The organism is Goodfellowiella coeruleoviolacea (assembly GCF_024171785.1).
Taxonomy (GTDB): Bacteria; Actinomycetota; Actinomycetes; order Mycobacteriales; family Pseudonocardiaceae; genus Goodfellowiella; species Goodfellowiella coeruleoviolacea.
Map to the genome: position 1 here is coordinate 65,155 of NZ_JAMTCK010000002.1, position 18,594 is coordinate 83,748.

General features: G+C 74.2%; 2 protein-coding genes. Both read left to right on the forward strand.

Annotation, left to right across the window (positions count from 1 at the left end; translation table 11 throughout):
• Nucleotides 1–673: 673 nt before the first annotated feature.
• A complete protein-coding gene (locus LX83_RS03960) occupies nucleotides 674–13,558 on the forward strand; it encodes a non-ribosomal peptide synthetase (protein ID WP_253767137.1) in 12,885 nt (4,294 codons plus the stop codon).
• Nucleotides 13,551–18,578 carry a type I polyketide synthase gene (locus tag LX83_RS03965; protein ID WP_253767139.1) on the forward strand — a complete coding sequence of 1,676 codons (5,028 nt, stop codon included), beginning with the start codon at nucleotides 13,551–13,553 and terminating at the stop codon, nucleotides 18,576–18,578. Before LX83_RS03960 ends, LX83_RS03965 begins: the two co-directional genes overlap by 8 nt.
• Nucleotides 18,579–18,594 lie beyond the last annotated feature (16 nt).

Genomic DNA, 18,594 nt, shown 5'->3' on the forward strand with positions numbered 1-18,594 from the left:
CAGGCCGCGCAAATTCGGTTAATTGTCACCTGAATGAGTGAACTCTTTGGTGTGGGTGACGGTCGTTGTGGCTGATGAGCGCGGCGTGAAGGGGCCCCGAAAGGCTGAATCTCGCCGCTGGCGACCTGGCTCGTCCAAGGGGCTGGCTTGTGTTTCCGTCGCGGTCGCGAGTATTTTCCGACCTTGCCCGAACTGGCCTTCTCCGATCGGTCCTGACCGGACCGATCGGGGTGGTTCGAAAGGTGGCGGCGGAAATTGGGCAAATTGGGCTTTGAGGTGAGCGCGACGCGTGTCGCGGAAACGGCCGAAACCAGTGCGGCGCCCGGCCGTGTCAAAACCCGCGCGCGCGTTCGCCGCCCGACGCGGCGCCGGCCGCTGCCCGGCGCACCTCCCGGAAGCCACGCGGTGACCTGCCCGTGTTGACCCGTCCGTGGCGACCCGTTCTGCGGTGACCTGTTCTGCGGTGACCTGTTCTGGGCTGATCGGCGGATGCCACCAGCACGTCCGCTGCGCGGTCCGCGTCCCACGGCACCGGTCCCACGGCACGAGGGCCCCACCCCGCCCGCTGTCGACCAGCACCCAGCCCGGCGCGCCCAGCCGAGCCGCACGACCACCAGAACCCACCTTCTCCGCAGGCCTGCCACGACTCCGCGGCCGTCAAAGTTGGGACTCAATGGCTGATCTCCTGTCTGATGCACCCCGTACCGACACGGCACCGGCGCGCCCGCTGGAGCGACTTGCCCTGACCGCGGCCCAGACCGGCGTCTGGTACGCGCAGCGGCTCGATCCCGGCAGCGCCGCGCACAACACCGCCCAGTACGTCCTGATCACCGGGCCGGTGGACACCACCCTGCTGACCAGGGCCATCCACCAGGGCATCGCCGAGACGGAGGCGCTGCGCGCCCGGTTCGTCGAGGACGCCGGTGAGGTCTGGCAGGTGGTCGACGGAGACGGCCAGGGGGAACCGCCCCGGTGGGAACTGCCGCTGCTGGACCTGGGCGCCGAACCGGACGCGCCCGGCTCGCCGGCCGACCCGCTGGCCAGGGCGGTGCGCTGGATGCGCGCCGAGGCCGGCATCCCGGTCGACCTGGCCGCCGGGCCGCTGTTCGCCGAGGCACTGCTGCGCACCGGCCCGGACACCCTGGTGTGGTACCACCGCTGTCACCACATCCTGCTGGACGGCTACGGCTCCGCACTGCTGATCCGGCGGGTCGCCGAGATCTACACCGCACTGGCCACCGGATCCTCCACTGTGGACAGCCCGTTCGGCGGGCTGCGCCAGGTCCTGCTGGACGAGGCGGCCTACCGCGACTCGCCGCGCCGGGCCCGGGATCGCGAGTTCTGGCTGGCCCACCTGGCCGACGCGCCCGAACCGGTCAGCCTCGGCACCGGCCCCGCCCGGCCCGCGGCGGCCGCGCCGCACTGGGTGGACGTCCCGGTCGCGGCCGACCCGGTGCTGGCCGCCGCCGACCACCTCGGGGTGAGCTGGGCCGACGTGGTCATCGCCGCGGCCGCCGCCTACGGCCAGCGGATGACCGGCGTGGCCGAGCCGGTGCTGCTGCTGCCGATGGCGGCGCGCTGGGGATCGGCCGCCGCCCGGGTGCCGTGCATGGTGGCCAACCTGCTGCCGCTGCGGCTGCCCGACACCACCGGGCTGAGCGCGGCCAACCTGATCAAGACGAGTGCCGCCCAGCTCCGGCAGCTGAGCCGCCACCAGCACTACCGCGCCGAGGACATCCGGCGCGAGCACCGGCGGGTCGGCGCGGGCCGGGCGCTCACCGGCCTCCAGGTGAACATCAGGCACTACGCCTCCCAGGTGCGCTTCGGGGACGCCCAGGGCGTGGTGCACGACATCGCTCCCGGGCCGGTGGACGACCTGCTGCTGTCCTGCGCGGCCGAACCCGACGGCAGCCGGCTGTCCGTGCGGCTGGCCGGCAACCCGGCGCACTACCGACCCGAGGAACTGCGCACCCACCACGAGCGGTTCGCCGAGTTCCTCGGCACCGTGGCCACGGCGGCGCAGCGCAAGTCGGGCCGGCGCCGGATCGGCCAACTCCCGCTGGCCACCTCGGCCGAACGGCAGCGGGTGCTGGTGGACTGGAACGACACCCGCCGGGCGGTGCCCGCCACCACCCTGGTGGAACTGCTGGAGGCGCAGGCGGCCCGCACCCCGGAGGCCACCGCCGTGGTCGTGGCGGGCGCCGAAGCGACCTGCCCAGAAGCGACCTGCCCAGAAGCGACCAACCCCGAACTGACCTACGCGGAACTGACGGCCAGGGCCAACCACCTGGCCCACCTGCTGTTGGCGCGGGGCGCCGGGCCGGGGCGGCTGGTGGCACTGGCCCTGCCCCGGTCGGCCGACCTCGCCGTGGCCCTGCTGGCCGTACTCAAGACGGGCGCCGCCTACCTGCCGCTGGACCTCGACTACCCGTTGGCGCGCCTGGAGTTCATGCTGCGCGACGCCGCGCCCACCCTGGTCGTGACCGACCTGGCGAACGCGGACCGGTTGCCAGCGCACGACGGGCGGATCGTGCTCGACGAGGCCGCCACCCGGTCGGCGCTGCTGGCCACGCCCGCGACCGACCCGACCGACCAGGACCGGCCTGAGCCGCTCACGCCCGCGCACCCCGCCTACGTCATCTACACCTCCGGCTCGACCGGCACACCCAAGGGTGTGGTCGTGGCGCACTCCGCGATCGTCAACCGGTTGCTGTGGATGCGGGCCGAGTACGGGGTGGACCGCGACGACCGGGTGTTGCAGAAGACCCCGCTGAGCTTCGACGTCTCGGTCTGGGAGGTCTTCCTGCCGCTGCTCGCCGGTGCCACGGTGGTGCTGGCCAGGCCGGGGGGCCAGCGGGACTCCCGCTACCTCGCCGAGCTGATCGAGACCGAGCGCATCACCACCGTCCACTTCGTACCGTCGATGCTGCGGGTCTTCCTTGAGGAGACGGACACCGCCGACCACCGCGGGCTGCGCCGGGTCATCTGCAGCGGTGAGGCGCTCACCCCGGACCTGGTGGCCGCGTTCCACCGGCGCTGCGCTGCGGAACTGCACAACCTGTACGGCCCCACCGAGGCCGCCGTCGACGTGTCCCACTGGCACTGCGCCCGGGGCGAGGAGGACGCTGCCGGGGCTGGCGTGCCGATCGGCCGGCCGGTGTGGAACACCCGGCTGTACGTGCTGGACAGCCAGTCGCAGCCGCTGCCGCCGGGTGCGGTGGGCGAGTTGCACATCGCCGGGGTCCAACTCGCCGACGGCTACCTCAACCGCCCGGAACTCACCGCGGAGCGGTTCATCGCCGACCCCTTCGCCAAGCTGTTCGCCGACCCCGGCGCGAAGATGTACCGCACCGGTGACCTGGCCAGGTGGCGGTCGGACGGCGTGCTGGAGTTCGTCGGCCGGGCCGACGGCCAGATCAAGCTGCGCGGGGTCCGCATCGAGCTGGGCGAGATCGAGGCGGTGCTGACCGACCACGCGCACGTGGCCGCCGCCGTGGTGCTGTTGCGCGAGGACCGCCCAGCAGACCCCCAACTGGTGGCCTACACCGTGCCCGCCGAGGGCGGCACCCTCGACCAGGCCGAGCTGCGGCAGCACGCGGCGAACCGGCTGCCCGAGCACCTGGTGCCGGCCGCGTTCGTCACCCTCGACGCGATGCCGCTGACCGCCAACGGCAAGCTGGACCGGGCCGCGCTGCCCGCGCCCACCCGCCCCGCCCCGGCACCGGGCCGCGCCCCGGCCAGCGCCACCGAGCGCGCGCTGTGCGCGCTGTTCGCCGAACTGCTCGGCGTCACCGAACCGGACACCGTCGGCGTCGACGACGACTTCTTCGCCCTCGGCGGCCACTCACTGCTGGCCAACCGGCTGGTCAACCGGGTGCGGCAGACCCTGGGCGCGGAACTGAGCATCCAGGACGTGTTCCAGGCGCCCACCGCGGCCGGTCTGGCCGGCCGCCTCGACCAGGGCCGTCGCCGGCCACCGCTGACCCGGCGGGACCGGCCGCAAACCATCCCGCTGTCGGTCACCCAGCGGCGGTTGTGGTTCCTCAACCAGCTGGAGGGTCCCAGCCCGACCTACAACATGCCGCTGGTCGCCACCCTGCCGGGCACCCTGGACCTGGACGCGCTCGCCTCGGCCTTCGGTGACGTGCTGGCCAGGCACGAGAGCCTGCGCACGGTGTTCCCGGAGCAGGACGGCGTGCCACGGCAGCGGGTTCTCGCCCCGGACGCGGTCACCGCACCGCTGGAGATGCTGGCCTGCGGCGCCGACGAACTCGCCCGCCGACTGGACGCGGCCAGGCAGCACGAGTTCGACCTGGCCGCCGACCTGCCGATCTGGGCCCAGCTGCTGTTCCCCGACCAGGGCGACCCCGTGCTGGTGCTGGTGCTGCACCACATCGCCGGCGACGGCTGGTCGCTGGCCCCGCTGGCGCGCGACCTGTCAACGGCCTACCGGGCGCGGCAGCAGGGACGGCCACCGCGGTGGGCGGAGCTGCCGGTGCAGTACGTGGACTACACGCTGTGGCAACAGGAGTTCCTGGGCGACGAGCAGGACCCGGAGAGCGTGCTGGCCCGGCAGCTGGCCTACTGGACCGAGCGCCTCGCCGGCCTGCCCGACGAACTCGTGCTGCCCACCGACCACCCCCGACCGGTCGTGGCCGGCTACCGGGGCGGGCTGCTCACCCACCGGATGCCCAGCACCGACCACCAGGCACTGCTCGACCTGGCCACGCGGACCGGCACCAGCCTGTTCATGGTGTTGCAGGCCGGCCTGGCCGCGCTGTTGACCAGGTTGGGCGCTGGCACCGACATCCCGCTGGGCACGGCCGTGGCCGCGCGCGACGACGCCGCACTGGACGAGCTGGTCGGGTACTTCACCAACACCCTGGTGCTGCGGGTGGACACCGCGGGCGAGCCGACCTTCCGGCAGGTGCTGGCCCGGGTCAGGCAGACCGCGCTCGACGCCTACGCGCACCAGGACGTGCCCTTCGACCGGCTGGTCGAGGCGGTCAACCCGGAGCGCCTGCTGGGCCGGCACCCGCTGTTCCAGGTGAGCCTGGTGCTGCAGAACAACGAGAGCGCCCACCTGGACATCGGGGACGGCGGCGCGCGCCTGGAACCCTCCTCGGCCGGGACATCCCGGTTCGACCTGCTGGTCAACGCCTACGACCGGTACGCGGACAGCGGTGCGCCCGCCGGCGTCGAGTTCAAGGTCGAGTACGCCAGCGACCTGTTCGAGCGTGCCACGGTCGAGCGGATCACCCAGTGGCTGGCCCGGCTGCTGGCCGAGGCCGCGGCGGAACCGGACACGCCCATCGCGGACCTGCCGGTGCTCACCGGGTCGGAACGGGCCTGGCTGGACGAGGTCGCACCACCACCGGGCACGGCCTGGATCGGCGGGCACCGGATCGACCTGGTCGAGCTGACCCGGCGGCTGCTGGCCGAGGACACCGTGGCGGAGTGCGTGGTGCTGCCCAGGCGCACCAGCACCGGGGCGGTGGAACTGGTGGCGTACCTGGTGCCCGCCGGACCCGCCGCCGACGCGTCGCGGCGGGCCGCCGCCGTCGCCGCCGAGATCCTGCCCGGGGCGGTGCGGCTGGCCGCCGTGGTGCCACTGCCCGCCCTGCCCCGGACCGGCTCGGGCCGGCCCGACGAGCACGCCCTGCGCCGACTGCCGGTGGTGGACGAGGAGCTGGCCGCGGACTGGGAACGGCGGCTGCGCGCGGCGGCCGGGGTGGACCAGGCCGCGGTCGTCGTGCTGGACGAGCCGGCCGGCCACGACGGGGCGCCGAGCCCGACCCGGCCGACCGGCCCACCCCACCCGGCGCCGGCCAGCGGACCCGGTGCGGACGGCGAGTTCGACGCGGACGGCGAACCGGCGAGCGCGCCACCGGCCCTGCTGAGCGGGGGTCCGGTGGTGGAGCCGCCCGTCCCGGACCTGGTCGCCGCCCTGCGCCGGGCCGCCTCGGTCAAGCCGAGGACCGGGATCGTCTACATCGGACAGGACGGCAGCGCGACCACCCAGTCCTACGTGGAGCTGGGCAAGCAGGCGCGGCGCGTCCTCGGCGGGCTGCGCCGGCTCGGGCTGCGCCCCGGTGACATGGTCGTCTGCCAGCTCCGGGACAACCGGGAGCTGGTGAGCACGGTGTGGGCCGCGGTGCTCGGCGGGTTCGTCGTGGTGCCCCTCGGCGTGCCGCCCACCTACGACGCGGCCTCCAGCGCCGCGGCCACCCTGGACAACGTCTGGCGGATGCTGGACCGCCCCGTGGTGGTCACCAGCCCTGACCTGGTCACCCCGGTGCGCGCGTTCGCCGCCGACCGGCAGTGGACCGGGGCGCGGCTGGTGGGCCTGGACGAGCTGAGCGCGGGGCCGGCCGCGGCCGCGGTGCACCAGCCCGCCCCGGACGAGCCCGTGGTGATGCTGCTGACCTCGGGCAGCACCGGGTTGCCCAAGGCGTTCACCCTCACCCACCGCAACATCCTGACCCGCTCGGCGGCCGCCGCCCACGTGCACGGGCTCACCTCGGCGGAGATCACGGTGAACTGGGCCACCCTGGACCACGGCGGCGGCCTGGTCATGTCGCACCTGCGCGACGTGGTCCTGGGCTGCCAGCAGATCCAGGCGCCCACCGACTGGGTGATGGCCGACCCGCTGCGCTGGCTGGACTTGATCGACCAGTACCGGGCCAGCACCACCTGGGCGCCCAACTTCGCCTACGGGCTGGTCGCCGAGCAGGTGGCGGCCGGCGCCGGCCGCGGCTGGGACCTGTCCTGCCTGCGCCTGGCCATGAACATCGCCGAGCCGGTGGTGGCCAGGGTGACCAGGCGCTTTCTCACCGAACTGGCCCCGCACGGCCTCGCGCCGGACGTGGTGCACGCGTCCTGGGGGATGTCGGAGCTGGCCACCGGCATCACCGACCAGCCGTTCCGGCTGGCCGACACCACCGACGACGACCCGTTCGTCAGCAACGGTCGGCCCTACCCGGGGATGGCGCTGCGGGTGGTCAACGAGCACGGCGTGGTCCTGCCCCAGGGCGCGACCGGCCGGTTGCAGGCCAGGGGCGTCTTCGTCACGCCCGGCTACCACGCCAACCCCGCGGCCAACCAGGCGGCGTTCACCGCGGACGGCTGGTTCGACAGCGGCGACCTCGCGTTCATCCGCGACGACCAGCTGTTCATCACCGGCCGGGTCAAGGACGTCATCATCATCAACGGCGTCAACCACCACAGCCACGAGATCGAGGCCGTGGTGGAGCAGCTGGACTGCGTGGAGCGCTCGTTCACGGTCGCCTGCGCGGTGCGCGGGCCGGACAGCAGCACCGACGAACTGGCCATCTTCTTCCACCCGAGGCGGGGTGCCGACCTGGCGCGGACGCTGCGCGCGATCCGCGCCGAGGTGACCAGGCAGGTCGGGGTGCGCCCGGCCCACCTGCTGCCGGTCGCCGCCGAGGAGATCCCCAAGACCAACCTGGGCAAGCTGCAACGCTCCCGGCTGCGCGCGCGGTTCGAGGCCGGCGAGTTCGCCGAGGTGCTCCGGCACGCCAAAGCCCAGCTGGACGGCTCCCGGCCAGCCGGGCGGCGGCTGGTGGGACACGTCGTGCTGACCGGCCCGCAGGCGCTGCCCGGTATCGACCGCACCGTCACCGACCGGTACGGCGTGCGGGTGCCGGCGGACCTGGTGGCCGTGCCGGCCCTGCCACTGACCCCCACCGGGGAGGTCGACCGCGCCCGGCTGGCCGCGTCCCCGGCGGCTCCGGCCGAGGACGTCGGCGGCCGGCGGGAGCGGGAACTCGCCGCGATCTGGGCGGACGTGCTCGGCGTCGAGCGGGTCGGCCGCGACGACGACTTCTTCGAGCTGGGCGGCCACTCACTGCTCGTCACCCGCCTGGTGAGCAGGATCCGCGCGGACCTCGACGTCGAACTGGCCATCAGCGACCTGTTCCAGGCACCCACCGTGGCCAGCCTGGCCGCCCGCCTGGGCGTGGCCGGACGGTCCCGGCCGGCACTGCGCCCGGTCCCCAGGCCCGACCCGGTTCCGCTCTCCTTCGCCCAGCGCCGGCTGTGGTTCCTCAACCGGTTCGAGGGGCCCAGCCCGACCTACAACATCCCGATCGTGCTCCGGATGTCCGGCCCACTCGACCGACCCGCGCTGGAGGCGGCCCTGGCCGACGTGGTGGCCAGGCACGAGAGCCTGCGCACCGTGCTGCCGGACCGCGGCGGCGTGCCCCACCAGCACGTGCTCGACCCGGAGCGGTCCCGGCCGAGGCTGCGCACCTACGAGGTGCCCGACGACGAACTGGACGACGAGATCCGGCGGGTGCTGCGGCACGGCTTCGACCTCACCAAGGACGTTCCGCTGCGGGCGCACCTGTTCGTGGCCGGCCCGACCGACCACGTGCTGGTGCTGGTCCTGCACCACGTGGCCGGCGACGGCTGGTCGCTGGAGCCGCTCACCCGCGACCTGGCCACGGCCTACGCGGCGCGGCACGCCGGCCGGCCACCGCGGTGGTCCGACCTGCCGGCGCAGTACGTGGACTACACGCTGTGGCAGCGGGAGCTGCTGGGCGATCCGGCCGACCCGGACAGCGAACTCGGCCGGCAGCTGGCGTACTGGACGGACCGGCTGGCCGGGCTGCCCGAGGAACTGCCGCTGCCCCGTGACCACGCCCGGCCGGCCCGGCCCAGCTACCGGGGCGCCCGGGTGCAGGTCCGCACGTCGGCCGAGGCGCACCGGGCGCTGCTCGCGCTGGCCAGGCAGACCGACACCAGCCTGTTCATGGTGTTGCAGGCCGGCCTGGCCGCGCTGCTGACCAGGTTGGGCGCTGGCGTGGACATCCCGCTGGGCAGCCCGATCGCCGGGCGCACCGACGCGGCACTGGACGAGCTGGTCGGCTTCTTCGCCAACACCCTGGTGCTGCGCACGGACACCTCGGCCGAGCCGACGTTCCGGCGGCTGCTCGCCCGGGTCCGCGCCGCCGACCTGGCCGCCTACGACCACCAGGACGTGCCGTTCGACCGGCTGGTGGAGGCGGTCAACCCGACCAGGGACCCGGCCCGCCACCCGCTGTTCCAGGTGTGCTTCGCCGTGCAGGACCTGCCCCGGTCCGTGCCGGGCATGCCCGGCCTCGACGTGGTCATCGACCACGACGTCGACCCGGGCGTGGCCAAGTTCGACCTGTACTTCGCCGTCTCCCAGCGGCACACCGGGCCGGGGCTGCCGGCCGGCCTCGACGTGCGCCTTGACTACGCCGCCGACCTGTTCGAGCCGCGCACGGCCGAGGCCGTGCTGGCGCGGCTGGTCCGGGTGCTGGAACGCGCGGCCGAGGACCCGGACCGCACCCTGGACCAGTTGGACGACGGGCCGCGCGTGGACCTGGACGCGGTGGCCGACCGGGTGCTCGCGCACGACGCGGTCAGGGAGTGCGTGGTGCTGCCCCGCCGCACCAGCGCGGACACGGTCGAGCCGGTGGTCTACGTGGTGCCGTGCGGGGCCGTCGCGACCGGACAGCTCGCCGCGGCCGCCCGGCAGGCGCTGCCGGCCGACGCGCCACTCCCGCCGATCGTCGAGCTGACCAGCCTGCCGCGCACCGCCGACGGCGCGGTCGACACCGCCGCCCTGGAACGCGTGCCCGTGGTCGACGAGGACCTGGCCGCCCGCTGGGAGGCCGCGCTGGCGGACGCGCCCGGCGTCGACGCGGTGGCCGTCGCCCTCCGGCGCGTCCCGGTCAGCACCGAACGCGTCCACCTGGGTGACGCCGCGCCCAGCGCGGCGGCGCCGGTTCAGGCGTCCCCGGGGCAGATGTCCACTGTGGACGCGCCGGCCGAGCCGCCGGACCCGAGGGCGGTCTCGGTGCTGCACGGGCCGCCGCTGGCCGGTTCCCGGGTGCGCGACCTGGTGACCGCGCTGCGCCGCTCCGCCGAGGCCGGCCCCCAGGCCGAGATCGTCTACCGGGGACCGGACGGTGTCGCCAGCCGGCAGCACTACCGGGAGCTGGCCGAGGACGCCTCCCGGGTGCTGGGCGGACTGCGCGGCCTCGGCCTGCGACCCGGCGACAAGGTCATCTTCCAGCTGGTCGACAACCGGGACTTCCTCACCGCGTTGTGGGCCTGCGTGCTCGGTGGGTTCGTGGCGGTGCCGCTCGCGGTGCCGCCGACCTACCACGCCACGACCGGGGCGGAGAAGCTGGTCAACACCTGGCGGATGCTGGACAGCCCACTGGTGCTGACCGACCAGGGCCGGCAGGACCGGTTGCGCGGGCTGGCCGGTCCGCCGGAGTGGGCCGGCGCCGGCATCGCCGTGCTGGACCAGCTGCGCGGTGCCGCGCCAGACCACGACTGGCACGCCGCCGGCATGAACGACCTGGCGCTGCTGGTGCTCACCTCGGGCAGCACCAGCCTGCCCAAGGCGGTCGAGCTGCGGCACGGCAACGTGCTCGCGCACGCCAAGGCTGCCGCCCAGCGGTACGGGCTGACCACCGAGGACGTGTGCGTCAACTGGATATCGCTCGACCACGTGGGCGGGGTGGTGATGTCGCACATCGGCCCGCTGTTCGCCGGCTACCGGCAGGTGCACGCGCCCACCTCGGAGGTGATCGCCGATCCGCTGCGCTGGCTGGCCGCGCTCGACGAGCACCGGGCCACGATCACCTGGGCGCCGAACTTCGCCTTCAGCCTGGTGGCCGACCACGCCGCGGCCATGGCCGGCCGGCAGTGGGACCTCTCGGCGCTGCGCCTGATCATCAACGGCGGTGAGGCGCTGGTGCCCCGGGTCGCCCGCCGGTTCCTCGACCTGCTGGCCCAGTTCGGGCTGCGGCCGGACGCCATGCACTCGGTGTGGGGCATGTCCGAGTGCTCATCGGCGGAGATCGCCACACCGTTCACCTACCCCGTGAGCGGCGACGACGACGCCACGTTCCCGATCGGCCGGCCCTACCCGGGCTTCTCGCTGCGCATCGTCGACGACACCGACCAGGTGCTGCCCGAGGGGCGCCCCGGCCGGCTCCAGGTGCGCGGCGCAGCGGTGACCAAGGGCTACCACAACAACCCGGCGCAGAACCAGGTGGCCTTCACCCGGGACGGCTGGTTCGACACCGGCGATCTCGGTGTTGTCCGCGACGGGCTGCTGACGCTGACCGGCCGGGCCAAGGACGCCATCGTGATCAACGGGGTGAACTACCCCAGTCACGAGCTGGAGAGCCTGGTCGAGGAGCTGGACGTGGTGGAGCGCTCGTTCACCGCGGCCTGCGCGGTGCGCGCCCCGGGCAGCGCCACCGACCAGCTCGCGGTGTTCTGCCACCTCAAACCGGACGTGCCGATCCGGCAGGCGGTCGAGCTGATCCGGGCCACCCTGACGCGCCGGGCCGGCATCGCCCCCGCCTTCGTGCTGCCGGTCGCGTGCACCGACATCCCCAAGACGGAGATCGGCAAGATCCAGCGCCCCCGGCTGCGCGCCCGGTTCGAGGCCGGCGAGTTCGCCGCGACCGCGCAGCGGGTGGATCTGCTGCTGGAGAACGAGAACACCCTGCCCAACTGGTTCTTCCAGCCGGTGTGGCGGCCTGCCGCGCCACCGGTCGCGCGCCCGACCGGCGCGGCCGGCGGCGCGGTCGTGCTGCTCGGCGTGGGCGAGCAGGTGACCCGGCTGGCCGAGCAGGTGGAGCGGGCCGGCCGGCACTGCGTGGTGGTGCGCTCCGACGCGGAGTCGCACCGGCTGCTGGACCAGCTCGGTCCGGTGGGTGCCGGCATCGACCAGGTCGTCGACCTGCGCGGGTGGACCCGGGGCGATCCGGGTGACGGCGACCAGGACGTGCTCAGCACCGTGTGCGAACTGGCTGAGCTGGTCACCGCCCTGGACCGGTGGCACGCCGAGGGCGCGGTGGTCACGCTGCGGGTGCTGACCACCGAGGTCTCCGTCCCGGCCAGCGTGCTCAGGACCGCGAGCGCGGAACTGCCCTGGCTGCGCGCGCAGTGCGTGGAACTCGCGGCCGAGGCGACCGACCGGGACCTCGCCCAGCTGGTCGCCGAGCTGGCCGTGCCGCCCAAGGAACCCGAGATCGCGCTGCGCGACGGGCTCCGGCTGGTCCGCCGGCTCCGCGGGCTGCCGGCCGAGCCGCCGGCCGGCGAGCTGGCCACGGCGATCCAGCCCGGCCAGTGGTACGTGGTCAGTGGCGGCCTTGGCGGGGTGGCCGTCGAGGTGGCCAGGCACCTGCTGACCCGGTACGGGGTGCGGCTGCTGCTGTTGGGGCGCACCGCGCTCGACACGGTGTCGCTCGACACCGGGCAGCTCGACGCCGGACAGCTCGACCAGGCCGAGCGGTCGACCGGGAACGGCACCCGACCGTCCGATTCGGACACCGGAGAGCTGGCGCCGGCCGAGGCGAAGGCCGTCGCGCTCAACCAGCTCCGCGCCCTCGGCGAGGTCAGTTACGCCACTGTGGACGTTGCCGACGCCGCGGCCGTGCGGGCGGCGGTGGCCAGCGCCAGCCGGCGGTGGGGCGGGCCACCGGCCGGTGTCTTCCACCTGGCCGGCGAGTTCGTGGAGCACCGGCTGGTGGCGGCTCCGCCGAGACACTGGCGGCAGGCGTTGGCGGCCAAGGTGGCCGGCGCGCTGGCCCTGCACGAGGTGGTGCGCGACCGGCCCGGCGCGCTGTTCGTGTCGTTCTCCTCGGTCAACGGCTTCTTCGGGGGCGCATCGGTGGCCGGCTACGCGGCGGCCAGCGCGTTCCTGGACGCGTTGGCCCGTCGGCAGCGGGCGGCCGGGCTGCGCTCGTACAGCCTGGCCTGGAGCATGTGGGACGAGGTCGGCATGAGCCGGGGCTACCCGCTGCGCAGCCTCGCCGAGGCACGCGGCTACCGGGTGCTGCCCGGTGCGCAGGCGGTCCGCTCGCTGGACGCGGTGCTGCGCCACGCCGAGCCACACGTGCTGATCGGCCTGGACCCCGCGGCCCCCTGGGTGCTCGGCCACCTGGACACCCCGGCCCGGCCGCTGGTGCGGCTGACCGCCTGGCTCACCGAGGCGGGTGCCTCGGCCGCCGAATCGGCGCAGCCGCCCCTGGCCGACCGGTTCGGCACCGCGGTGACCGGCGAGGTCGTCGTGCTGGACCAGCTGCCCCGGACCGCCACCGGCCAGATCGACCGGACGGCGCTGGTCACCGGCCGGCCCAGTGCGGACTCGCGGACCGACCCGGCCGACGCGCCCGACGGTGGCCAGGGCGACGAGGTGGAACGGGTGGTGTCCACGGTCTGGTGCGAGGTGCTGGGCCGGGACCGGGTGGGCCGGCTGGACAACTTCTTCGACCTGGGTGGGCACTCGCTGCTGGCGGCCAAGCTCCAGGCCCGGCTGGCTGAGGAACTGCGCCAGGAGGTGTCCCTCGTCGACCTGTTCACCTACCCCACCGTGGCCCAACTGGCCGAACACCTCCGGCCGGCACCACCGGGGGAGCAGGGACCGGGGCGGCCGGCCCCGGGAGCGCGCTTGCGCAAGGCGGTGGAGCGGGCGCAACGCCAGCGACGGGCGGCCCGACGCGGTCGCGGACACGAAGGGACGCTGCAAGACGATGACTGACGCTTCCGAGCGCGGCTCAGCGATCGCCGTCATCGGCATGGCCGGCAGGTTCCCCGGCGCCGACGACGTCGACCAGTTCTGGGCGAACCTGGTGGCCGGCCGGGAATCGGTGCTGCCGGTCAGCGACGAGGAGTACCTGGCAGCCGGGGGCAGCCGGGCGGGACTGACCGACCCGCACACCGTCAGGGTGGCCGCCACCATCGACGGGATCGAACTGTTCGACGCCGCCTTCTTCGGCTACTCCGCGGCGGACGCCGCGCTCATCGACCCACAGCACCGGCTGTTCCTGGAGTGCTGCTACCACGCGCTGGAGAACGCGGGCCAGGATCCGTCCAAACAGGACAGCGTGGTCGGGGTGTACGGCGGGGCCAGTTCGAGCACCTACTACGTGGAGAACCTCTGGCCGCGGCTGGCCGGCCGGGACTCGGGGATCGAGGCGACGGCCGCGAAGGTCGGCAACATCGACGGCACCCTGACCACCCGGGTGTCCTACGAGCTGAACCTCACCGGGCCGAGCATGGCGGTGCAGACCGCCTGCTCCACCTCGCTGGTCGCGGTCCACCTGGCCTGCCAGGACCTGCTGGACTTCCGGTGCGACCTCGCGCTGGTCGGCGGGGCGTCGGTGAACGTCGGCGCCAAACGCGGCTACCGGTACGTGGAGGGCGGGCCGCTGCCCGCCGACGGGCACGTCCGCACCTTCGACGCCGACGCCGCGGGCACGGTCGGCGGCGACGGTGTCGGGGTCGTGGTGCTCAAGCGGCTGGCCGACGCGCTGGCCGACGGCGACCGCGTGCGAGCGGTGATCCTGGGGTCGGCCATCAACAACGACGGTCACCGCAAGGTCGGGTTCGTCGCCCCGAGCACGCAGGGCCAGGTGGACGCCATCCTGGCGGCGCAGGCCGCGGCGGGGGTGAGCGCGGACGAGATCGGCTACGTGGAGGCGCACGGGACCGCGACGCCGGTGGGCGACCCCATCGAGATCGCCGCGCTGAGCACGGCCTTCGCCGAGAGCACCCAGCGCAGGCAGTTCTGCGCGATCGGCTCGGCGAAGACCAACATCGGGCACACCGCCGAGGCGGCCGGAGTGGCCGGGCTGATCAAACTCGTGCTGGCACTGGAACACCGGATGATCCCGGCGAGCCTGCACTACCGCGCGCCCAACCCGCTGATCGACTTCACCGAGACGCCGTTCTACGTCAACGCCGAACTGTCCCCGTGGGACAGTGACGGGCGCCCGAGGGTGGGCGCGGTGAGTTCGTTCGGCATCGGCGGCACCAACGCGCACGTGATCGTGGCGGAAGCGCCGGCGGCACCGCCCAGCTCACCGGCCGGCGAGTGGGTGGCGCTGCCCCTGTCGGCGCGGACGCCGAGCGCGCTCGGCCTGGTCCGGGAACGGCTCGCCGACCACCTCGCGGCCGACCGCGGCCTGAACCTCGCCGACGTCGCCCACACACTCCACAGTGGACGCAAGGCGCTGGACCGCCGCTGCGTGGTGGTGTGCCGGGACCTCGACGACGCGGTCACCCGGCTGCGCCAGCCGCACCCGGCCCTGGCACCGGCCCAGCCGGGGGTGGCGCCCGAGGTGGCGTTCCTGCTGCCTGGCGGGGGCGGCGACTACCCCGGGATGGGCAGGCAGCTCTACGACACCGAGCCGCTGTTCCGGGCGGACATCGACCACTGCGCGGAGATCCTGCGCCCGGTGCTGGGTGCCGACCTGCGCGCCACCCTGTACGGGGACGCGCCCCGGGACTGGACCGCCGGCTTCGTCGGTGTGGTGGCCACCGAGTACGCCCTGGCCCGCCTGGTGATGTCGTTCGGGGTGCGGCCCACCGCGCTGATCGGCCACTCGCTCGGTGAGTACACCGCGGCCTGCCTGGCCGGGGTGTACTCGCTGGCGGACATGCTGCCGCTGGTCGCCGAGCGGGTGCGGCTGCTGGAGGGCGTCGGCGGTGCCATGATCAGCGTTCCGCTCGGCGAGTCCGACCTGCGCGGCTACCTCACCGAGCGGGTGTCGCTGGCCGCGGTCAACGCGCCCACGCTGTGCGTGCTCGCCGGGCCCGTCGAGGACATCGCCGAGGTGGAGCGCAAGCTCGCCATCGACGACGTGCCCACCCAGCGGCTGCGGGTGCCCTCGGCCAGCCACTCCGCCATGACCGAACCGTTCCTCGGCCGGCTCGCCGCCACCCTGTCCACTGTGGAGTTCCACGCGCCGGCCATCCCGATCATGTCCAACCTGACCGGCACCTGGGTCACCGACGAGCAGGTGACCAGTGTGGACTACTGGTTGCGGCACACCAGCCACACCGTGCGGTTCGCCGAGGGCCTGGCCCAGCTGTGCCAGGCGAAGCGGCCCGCCCTGGTCGAGGTCGGGCCGGGCCGGGTGCTGGCCAGGCTGGCCAGGATGCAGTTCGGGGACACCCACCCGGTGGCGACGGCCATGGGGCACGCTCGGGACGAGCGCTGCGACCGGGAGACCCTGCTCGGCGCCCTCGGCCAGCTCTGGTGCCAGGGGGTGGACGTCGACTGGACGGCCGTGCACTCGTCGGGGCAGGCCGGCGCGACCCGCCAGCGGGTGCCGCTGCCGGGTTATCCGTTCGAGCGCAAGCGGTACTGGGTCGACCCGCTGCCCCCGCACCGGAGCGCGCCCGAGCCGCTGCTGCGGCTGCCCGCCGAGCGGGACCGGCTGTGCGCGGCCGAGCAGCGGGTCCGCGAGCGGGTGGCGGTCAACCGGCCGCCGGCCGACGCGGTGCGCGCGCTGGACCGGCTCAGCGACCTGTACCTGTGCGCGTACCTCAGCGCGAACGGGGTGAGCCTGGCGCCCGGCCAGGTCCACGACCGCGCCGCACTGGTCGACCGGCTGTGCCCGGCGACCCGGTGCCGCCGGATGGTCGACACCCTGCTCTACCTGCTGACCCAGTCGGGTGTGCTGGTCGAGGAGGACAGCGGGGGCAGCGCGGTGCTGCGGGTGGCCGATCCACCCGCCGACCACGCGGCCGAGATCGCCGCGCTGGAACAGGAGCTGCGCGTCCGGTTCCCCGACCAACTCGGCGCCGTCGACCTGGCCCGCCACTGCGTCGGCCAGTACCACCGGGTGTTCACCGGGGAGATCGAGGCGCACGAGGTGCTGCGGCCGGACGGCGAGTTCGACATCACCGACGAGCCCGGCGCGGACCTGGTCAACAACAGCGACGTCGTCGTCTACCGCGACCTGCTGGCCGAGGAGGTGGCCCGCCTGGTCCGGGCGGCCGGCGGCCGGCGGGTCCGCGTGCTGGAGGTCGGCGCGGGGCGCGGCCTGCTCAGCTGGCACGTGGTCGAGGCGCTGCGCGAACTGTCCACTGTGGAGTTCCACTTCACCGACATCGGCCGGTCGTTCGTGCTGGCCGCCCAGCGGCGGGCGGCGGAGCAGGGCCTGGACTGCATGAGCTTCGGCGTGCTGGACATCGGCACCGACCCGACCGCGCAGGGCTACCCGGCCGGCGGGTTCGACATCGTGCTGGCGTACAACGTGCTGCACGCCACCCCGCAGGTGCGCGACGCCCTGCACAACGTCCGGCAACTGGTGGCGCCGGGCGGCGTGCTGTTCGTCCTGGAGGCCTCCGCGCTGCCCCGGATCACCCTGCTGCCCGCGGTCCTCAAGGGCTGGGAGCCGGCGGCCGACGACTTCCGCCAGCACCTGCCGCTGATCCCGGCCGAGGCCTGGCCCGACCTGGTCGCCGACGCCGGGTACGCCGAGGTCGGCGTCCTGCCCCCGACGCCGGAGCAACGCGCCCACGTCGACCACGTGCTCGTGGTCGCGACCACCGCCGAGGACGCCACCCTGCCGACCGGTGCCCCGGCCGAGGCGCCGGCGGGAATCGGCACGCCGGCGCGGTCGGCGTTCAACAGCCGGCCGGAGTTGCCCACCGAGTACGTGGCGCCGCGCACCGAACTGGAGGAGGTGGTGGCGCGGCAGTGGGCCGAGGTGCTCGGCCTGGACCGGGTGGGCATCGAGGACAACTTCTTCGCCCTGGGCGGTGAGTCCCTGCTCGCGCTGCAACTGGTCGCCCGGATGCGCGACGAGCTGGGCGTGGTCATCCCGGTCCGGAAGGTGATGGAGCACACCACGGTCGCCGCCCTGGCCGGTTACTGCGCGCGGCAGCTGGCCGGCACGGCCGAGGGCGTTGAGCCGGACCTGGCCAAGCACGCCTACGACGTGCTGCTGCCGCTGCGCCCGGAGGGCCAGCTGCCCCCGCTGTTCTGCGTGCACCCCGCGGGCGGGCTGAGCTGGCGCTACGCCGGCCTGGTCCGGCACATCCACGCCGACCGGCCGATCTACGGCCTGCAGGCGCGCGGACTCGACGGCACCGAGCCGCTGGCCGACAGCGTGCTGGAGGTCGCCGAGGACTGCGTGCGGCAGATCCGCTCGGTGCAGCCGCACGGGCCGTACCACCTGCTCGGCTGGTCCTTCGGCGGGTTCGCCGCGCACGCGATGGCCACGCTGCTGGAGCAGGCCGGGGAGCGGGTGGCGCTGCTGGCCATGCTCGACGCGGTGCCGGTCTACCTGGAGCGGGTGCCCGACGAGCGGGAGATCGAACGGGGCCTGCTCGCGGTGCTGCTCAACGACGCCGGCCACACCGTGGACGTGACCGGGGACGCGCCGCTGGACCGGGCCAGGGTGCTGGAGCTGATCCGGCGGGACGGCGGTGGGTTCGCGGTCCTCGACGACGGCGAGATCGACCTGCTCGTGCGCGTCCTCCGCAACAACGCGCGCATCCTGCTGGACCACCGGGCCGGGACGTTCTCCGGGGACCTGCTGTTCTTCACCGCGACCCGGTCCCACCCGGCCGACGAGCCCACGGCCGAGGCGTGGCGCCCCTACGTGGCCGGCCAGATCGACAACCACGACGTCGACTGCGACCACTACAGCCTGACCTTGCCGGAGCCCATGGCGGTGATCGGCGCGGTGCTCGACGCCGCGTTGCGGCGGTGTTCCTCGACGCCGGGTCGCGGCGGTGTTCGCGGAGTTCGTGACGAGCGGTAGGACGACCAGCGGTAGG